6 protein-coding genes are annotated in these 7,864 nt (G+C 39.1%); 2 read left to right on the top strand and 4 right to left on the bottom strand.

All coding sequences use genetic code 11. The annotated features are described in order from the left end of the window. The first annotated feature begins 295 nt into the window (after nt 1-295). Nucleotides 296-2,248, top strand: coding sequence for a pyridoxal phosphate-dependent decarboxylase family protein (locus tag AB204_RS07735; RefSeq protein ID WP_047962807.1), 1,953 nt, complete (start codon nt 296-298; stop codon nt 2,246-2,248). Nucleotides 2,249-2,747: 499 nt separating this feature from the next. On the opposite strand, the gene AB204_RS07730 is transcribed toward AB204_RS07735, so the two are convergent. Further along, nucleotides 2,748-3,203, bottom strand: a complete 456-nt coding sequence (locus tag AB204_RS07730) for a class I SAM-dependent methyltransferase (RefSeq protein WP_047962806.1) — start codon at nt 3,201-3,203, stop codon at nt 2,748-2,750. 45 nt (nt 3,204-3,248) lie between these two features. After that, nucleotides 3,249-3,863 carry a LysE family translocator gene (locus AB204_RS07725; protein WP_047962805.1) on the bottom strand — a complete coding sequence of 205 codons (615 nt, stop codon included), beginning with the start codon at nt 3,861-3,863 and terminating at the stop codon, nt 3,249-3,251. Between the two features lie 121 nt (nt 3,864-3,984). Between AB204_RS07725 and AB204_RS07720 the strand changes: the two genes are divergently transcribed. Beyond that, complete coding sequence (locus AB204_RS07720; protein WP_047962804.1) at nt 3,985-4,893, top strand: LysR family transcriptional regulator; 909 nt, start codon at nt 3,985-3,987, stop codon at nt 4,891-4,893. Here the strand turns inward: AB204_RS07720 and AB204_RS07715 are convergent. Next, a complete protein-coding gene (locus tag AB204_RS07715) occupies nt 4,862-6,070 on the bottom strand; it encodes an MFS transporter (protein ID WP_047962803.1) in 1,209 nt (402 codons plus the stop codon). The two genes, AB204_RS07720 and AB204_RS07715, sit on opposite strands and share 32 nt — an antisense overlap. 210 nt (nt 6,071-6,280) lie before the next feature. Beyond that, nucleotides 6,281-7,801 carry a trypsin-like serine peptidase gene (locus AB204_RS07710; protein ID WP_047962802.1) on the bottom strand — a complete coding sequence of 507 codons (1,521 nt, stop codon included), beginning with the start codon at nt 7,799-7,801 and terminating at the stop codon, nt 6,281-6,283. Nucleotides 7,802-7,864 lie beyond the last annotated feature (63 nt).

The raw sequence follows: 7,864 nt of genomic DNA, 5'->3' as shown, positions 1-7,864 counted from the left end.
GAGATATTCTTCTCATTTCTTTGTGGTAGCGCACAAATTTAAAGATAATTATTAACATATTCTAATAACTATGTTTTATATCTATATAAAATAGATTGATTTGGCATATGTTGCAGAGTGTTTTTTGCGCATAGATTGAAAATCAAGAAATTTATTTCAATGAGTTATTGTAGGTGTTTTATAACCGCCACATGAGCTTGTCATTAACCATAGAAAACAAAAACAAAATTATTAATAAGTTTATAAATTAACTTTACTACAAAACACAAAGAATCAGTTAAAAGGCTGCGTAATTATGACTAAACCACTTCATCCTAATTTAAATGTAAATGCGTTATTTTTAGGACCAAAATCAGAGAATGCGGTTTTTTTTAGAGAGATGATGGACTATGCGATTAACGAACACATGTACTGGCGTTCAGGTTTTCATCCTGGAGATTCTACGTTAGTCACATCTGTTGATCGCTATGAACATAATTATAGAGAGACACTTTATCGGACAGAAGGAATTTTAAATCAACTATCAGCAAAACTAAAAAATACTTCAATTCCTTTCTTTTCTCCCCGTTATCTTGGTCACATTAACAGTGACACATTAATGGTTTCTAATCTTGCTTACGTCATGGCCATGATGTACAACCCGAATAACTGTAGTTATGAAGCATCCCCGACAACAACAGAACTGGAACTTGAATCAGGATTAGATCTTTGCCGCATGTTTGGTTATAACCCGCATCAATCTTGGGGGCATATTACTTCTGGCGGTACAGTCGCGAATTATGAAGGATTGTGGGTAGCCAGGAATTTAAAAACATTACCTTTTGCAATATCTCAACATCCCAAGGCAAAAGATCTGGTCATCCATAAGTCGACAAAGCAATTGAAAAATATGCCAACGGCTGAAATTCTGGATTTAATCAGTACGCTACAAGAACGCGGAATTTTTGAAGAAGTACGTGATATGACATGTCGTGGTACAGGAACTAGACCAGAAATATTAGGCAAGCTGTTGGTTCCACAATCCAAACATTACTCTTGGATGAAAGCGGCAGATATTTTTGGTATTGGTCAAGAAAATATTATCCCACTACCTGTTAATGAAAATTATCAAACTGACGTTGCTCAAATGCGGAAAATCACCTTGGAGTTAATCGAACAAGGTGAGTCAATTTTGGCGCTGATTGCTGTGGTTGGTACAACAGAAGTTGGGGCGATTGATCGGATTGATGAAGTTATTGCCTTGAGGCAAGAGTGTGAAGAGCGTTATGGTGAATCTTTCTATATTCATGTTGATGCGGCTTACGCGGGATACGCTTGCGCCATGTTGCTGAATGAACAGGGCGAATTTATTGAATATGACGAGCTTGCTAATTGTCATCGTTCGATAGGCATTATGCCGGAAAACATCAGTTGGCCGAAGCCAGAAGTTTATAAGAGCTTCAAAGCATTGAAAGAAGTGGATTCAATTACAGTTGATCCCCATAAAGTTGGTTTCATTCAATACGCTGCGGGGGCAATTTGTATGAAAGACAAACGCATTCTTGATTTGATCTCTTCTCGTGCAGCTTATGTTTTTGAAGAAAAAAATGACAACACAACCCCTGTTGTCAACAATAGAGGTATTCTTGGTTCGTCTATTATGGAAGGCTCAAAAGCGGGAGCAACCGCAGCAGCGCTTTGGGCCGCTCATCGCTTATTACCTTTGAATATCAACGGGTATGGGAAAGTGATTGCTGCTGGTATCGTTACAGCACAAAGATTAATAGATAAATTGGAAAATATGTCACCCATAGAAGTAGGTAAGCATCGGTTTGAAGTACATATTATGCCATCCCCAGATTTTCATATGATCAATTTTACATTTAAAGAAATGGGTAACGAAAATCTGGAAAGCCACAATACCCTCAACAAGCGGCTTTATGAACTGTGTTCCTATTCTACAGGACGAGCTTATACCAACGACTTCCTCACATCATCAACCATACTCGATTATAAAGAGTATGGTGATACACCAAGACACTACGCAGAGCGGTGTGGTTTTAGCCGCAGTGAATGGGATAAGATTCGCCGTATCTTTGTATTGCGTGCAGCGGTAATGACTTATTGCTTACGTGATGAAGAGCACTTTGAAGAGTTCTGGAATCAGCTTCAAACTATCTTTGTTAAGAAACTAAATCAGTTGGTTGATGAAGAAGAGAAAAAAGCACGATTAAAATCAAGTTTGGATGCACCATTACTTGGCCAATAGATAAACGTCCAAACGTTGTTCAATCAAGATTTGAATATTAAAAATGGTTGAATGTAAAAGAGTCTGTTTTTATAGACTCTTTTTTAAGAAATTAATGATTTCTGTTTTGTTTACCCCTTGGCAAGAGGGTGAGGTGTGGTTTTCACAGAATTCTCTCATATGAAAATGGATAGGTAACTCTACAGTATGACCATATCTTCCAATGTAAATATGGACTGCAGTAAGAATCAACATCAAATAGCCGGGAATAGGTTCTGGTATATTTATCATTTTATGCCTGTCCAAACTGTCCAAAAGTCTTTCTCAACAATATCAGTCTTGTTACCCAACGATTTTTCCATGTGGTTGATAAGGTGAATGATTTCTTCATCGCTCAACTCGTGCAAAATAGAGCGGCCTTTGCGTAGTTGGAAATCTGCTGCCAATTGTGAAAAATTTTTATAAGTGGTGTATTTTTCTAAAAGAGGTACCGCCTTAACTTGTTTAAACCCGACTACTTTTAGTCCATTAATGACTTCAACATTGTCCGGCCTACGTTGGGCTTCAAAATGATGTACATTCCACCAGAACGTAATAAACGTTGAGCTTCAGCGAAACATGTTGTTCTGTTTTCTTGGGTTATATGGTGGATAAGCGCTCTTTCAAAGACAATATCCTGACTGCTATCAGGCAAACCAGTGCAAAGAGCATCTCCTTGTTTGATCATAACATTCGAAAGGCCGTGAGTATTTTCTGCCACATCAGCCAACATTTGCTGTGAAAAATCAATACAAGTGATTTTTTTCACCCCCATTTTTATCCACGCCAGTGAATAAATACCACCACCGCAGCCAATATCTGCAATTTCCTTATTGCGAGGTTCCACCAGTTTTTGGATTAAATCGTACCATTCCTGTTGAGCATCACGGCCAACATAAGTATGTCTGTTTTCTTTTGCATTAAAGTTGATTGGCATAATAGAGATCTCTTAACGCTGCTATTAATTCATCTCTAAGTTTTATCAGTTAACAACAGGAATTGCACCTAAAGAAATACCCAATCCGATTAAAATAACGCCAATAATTCGGTTGAGCATTGTTTGTTTTTCTAGCATTGCAGTCCTAAGTTTTTGGTGAGAAAAAAAGATAGCAACACCAACAAACCAGAAAAGGTGCATTAGAGAAATAAAAAAACCATAGCCCATTTGCAAGCTAATATCGGTCGATGGGGAAACAATTTGAGTAAATGTGCTGACAACAAAAAGTGTTGTTTTAGGGTTTAATACATTTGTCAAAAAACCTGTTCTAAACGAGGCAATTGAGGCTTTCTTTGTTGAGTTAATATCAATATCAACTTTCGTTTTTGATGTGAGTGTCTTATAACCAATGTAGATAAGGTAAATAGCCCCTACAACCTTTATAACAAGTAATATATTAGGAGAATGAGCAATCAAAATACCAATACCAAGTATGGTATAAGTAACATGCACCAAGATACCTACAGCAATCCCAAATGCCGCCAATATGCCTGCTTGCCGACCATACAAGTAGCTGTTACGGGTGATCATCGCAAAGTCAGCTCCTGGGCTGATAACAGCAAGAATGGTAATAATGGCTACAGTAATTAACTCTGTCATTATGTCTCCTGATTATTGGCTGTCATATTTCGATAACTTATTCTCTTGATTTTTTTGACTAAAAAATAACGATTAATTTGCGCTAGAATGATTGAGAAAAAATCAACGATAAAGGAATGCAATGAAAAACCTTCCTCCACTGAACTCATTACGGGCGTTCGAAGCCGCAGCTCGTTACCAAAATTTAGTCAAAGCGGCTGAAGAGTTGTTTGTGACACAGGGTGCGGTAAGTCGTCAGATCCGGCAATTAGAAACGGCTTTGGGGGTTGTATTATTTGAGCGTAGGAATAGAGGGCTTTTTCTAACACCAGCAGGTGAAAAACTCAAGCAAGCCTGTCAACAAGCTTTCGGGCTTTTAACACTAACAATTAATGAGCTTCGACAAACATTGCAAACAACGAGATTAGTTGTTTCTTGTGAACCCACTATTATGATGAAATGGCTTATTCCCAATCTAATGAAATTTAAGAAATATTACCCTGATATTGAAATCCATTTAGTCGCTGGTGGAGGTAATATCGATTTTTCACGAAACTCAGTTAACTTAGCTATTCGTCGAAATGATTTTATTTGGGATAAGCGTTACTTTGCTGAAATTTTGGGAAAAGAATGGATAGCCCCGATTTGTTTACCTGATGCAGAAAACGATGTTATTGCAAATCAGCCAATGACTTTACTGCATACACATACCCGTCCTGAAGCGTGGAATGATTGGATGTCAGGCACCCAGCACGTTATCCTAAAACGTCACGAACACTGGTTTGAACACTTTTATATTCTATTGGAAGCGGTGATGGCCGGACATGGCGTTGGAATAAGCTCGATATACATGATTGAACAAGAGTTGAGTGATAAACGGGTAAACGCTCCTTATGGTTTCATTCCAGATGGTTCTGCTTATTACCTGATATCACCCGATACTTTTGCTGCCAATACACCGCAGGCTATCTTTCTTGAATGGTTAAAAAAAGAATTTAGTGCAACTTATTCACGACTTTCTAAGTTTTACCACTCTCATAGCGATGGGTAAGTGACAGTGTCACTATAAGATCCCGTAGTGACAGCCCGATTCCCACTATAAAGCAGCTCCCCAGCGCTATCATAGTTATCGTAACACCATGCTGTATCAGTAAGTTGGTGGCAATAGGGAGTAAGAATAAAATTGTCAGATTATTCATACTTTCTGAAATTGCCAATATCTGGCCTCTATTCTGTGCTGCCCGATTTGCCAAAATAGAAGTGCTTATCGGAGCTGCAAGGCCAAGCGAGCATCCCCATAACATCAAACAACCAAGACTGAAAAACAGGGACAGAGGCATTAGCATAAATGCAGAAATAGTGAGGAATAGTATTACTGTTGCCAGTAAAAGAATCCATTCATCTCTGACATACCGCTTTTTTACAATACCTACGGACAAATTACCCAAGCCAAGTCCAATGCCAAATGCAGAAACGGATAGGCCAATTGCTCCTGTTCCCAATCCATAATGCTGCCTTAGAACCTCTCCAGCTAGAATAAAAGTAGATACTGCCGTTCCATTCCAAAGTCCTTTTGCAATGAGAGGGAGTATTAAATTACCTTGATGTACCCATTGAAATGCGACTGTCTGAAGCTCTGCTTTTCGAATACTAACCAGATCTGGAATATATTTTTTACTTAAGATGCAGAGTAAAAGACATCCGCTTGCACTTATCAGAAATGGTATCCGCCAGCCAGATAACTCCGTTAAAATACCGGCAAAAATAGGGCCGCCTGCTATACCACCAGTCATACCGAGCATGACGATCCCCATAACTGACGCTTGTTTGTGGAGTGGAAAAATTTCCGCGATTAACGCAAAGATAGTTGGAATCACAGCGGCTGAAGCAATGCCACCAAAGATACGCAATCCAATTGCAGTCTCCAGATTGGGAGCTATTGTTAATGCCAAACCATCAAGGGCAAGAAATAGCAGGGATGCTAATAATAATTTGCGCCGATTTATTCGATCAGATAACCAACCAAAAATCGGTGCAGCAAGTGCATAAGCAAAAACATATCCAGATACCAGCCAAGCCGATTTATCTGTTGTTGTTTTAAATGCTTCTGCCAAGGGCTTGAGCATAGGGGATAACATAAATTCTGTTGCACCGATGAAAAATACAGCAAATGAAAATATAGGCAAAATAACCCGAGAAATGGCAGGTGGAATAGTACGCGATGGCATATTCAAGCCTCCTTTAATAGAAATAGGATTCAAGTAGTTGATTGATGAAAATTTGACTGAAAGAGATTTCAGCAGAAATATTCAGGATTGATAAAGTAGTGGTGGTATAGAGAACGACAAGATATTCGGGAGAGGGCAAAATGATACTATCAGAAAAAATGGGACAACGGTGTTTTATTGCCCCACATCTCCAATTTGCCAGATAGCTATCTACTCAGCAATAGTAGAATCAAAATCAAGTACATTAATCGGGCCGGCATTTCTTGCTGTATCTTCACCATATGCACAGACACGCCATGGAGCTTTAGATTTATCCAAATTTACTGGTCTCCAGAAGAAACTGTAATCTGCTTTATTGTCACAATGGGTTGTCGCTTTAGGGCCATATTTGACAAATATACTTCCGAGCTCATATGGACGAGATTCAGCTGTTACAGTCCAAGCTCCATGCCCATAATCATTTACATGTAAAGTGGGTTTAATTGATGGTGGAGTATTATCAATTTCCCGCAACATGATTGATGCGTCTTTAGTTTTCTGCCATTGACCATCGTTATTCTGGTTAATCACACAAAGCTTGTAGATCCCATCTTTTTCTGGAAGCAACAAGTTTTGCAGCGGATTCTGGCTAGCAATAGCGGGAGCACCATATCCGGCTTCATCTGCACAATTTACTTCACTGATTAAGCCTGTTTTATATCGAATATTCTTGACGTTGGCATTTTCCTTGATAATAACATCCCATTTTGCTTTCTCTCCGCTAGTAGGATCAACACTCTGAGATATCCACGGCGACCAGAAATTCGTTTTTTCCAGAACATTGCCACTGCCATTTTGGAGCTTAGACAGGTCAAGCTTGCTATCTTTTGTGAGTGCATTCGCAACGTTATCTACAGGAATGAAATAGCTAATACCTTCCTGTGGAACACCTTTATTGTCCTCAATAATACAAGGTCTGTTACCCCCACAACCCGTCATCCCAGGTTCTGTCGTTGTATTAAGCACCCCAATTACGTTTGTTTGACCTTTCTCAAAAACAGGAGAGCCGGAGCTTCCACCGACGACACCAGCGCAGTTAACTGAGAAAACCGGAGACCAAAACCATGGAGAGCCACCTTCATATAATTCTGGTGACTTTCCAGTAATATCACATTCAGATTTTCTGAGATAAGCGTAATTGTAATCAACGTTATTGACAGGAATATGAGTTAACACAATAGGTTGCTGTTTCATCTCAAGATTTTTCTTCAACTTCATCGGATGATAACCTTTTTGAGCTAACTCACCATAAGTTGCTTTCAGCTCTAATACCGCGATATCTTCGTTCTTCATCGTTGAATACAAGATACGGTTGACTTTAACTGGAGAAAGGTTGTCCTTTTTATCAATGAAATAATCCGGAGTATATTCCCAATAATCAGGAGCTGGTTGATCAACCGCCACGTCATTTGTGCCTACATTGCTGTCTACACAGTGCCCAGCGGTCAGTATCAATGCTGGTGTATTTTTATCAGGTGCATTTTCACCAGCAATCAAAGTTGCAGTACAGTGTGAATAGCCATTGAATTTACCCACGGTTCTGTATTTTTCAGCGCCGGGGTCAGTTGACTTCATTAATGGAGCACCACTATCATTTGGCGCTTCAAAAGGTATGGAGCCATTCAAAGCCAAAGCATTTGAGATTGCTGAAAGGGAAAACAAACTGATTAATAGAGTTTTACGATAAGCCATACTTTTCCTCCTTTAGGTGTTCTAATGACTTAACCCATTATCAGATTTAATCATTAACCGATA

This window comes from Xenorhabdus khoisanae (genome assembly GCF_001037465.1).
In the GTDB taxonomy this organism is placed as follows: domain Bacteria; phylum Pseudomonadota; class Gammaproteobacteria; order Enterobacterales; family Enterobacteriaceae; genus Xenorhabdus; species Xenorhabdus khoisanae.
Note: the sequence above shows the minus strand (reverse complement) of the source record. Positions and strands in the feature narration are given on the sequence as shown.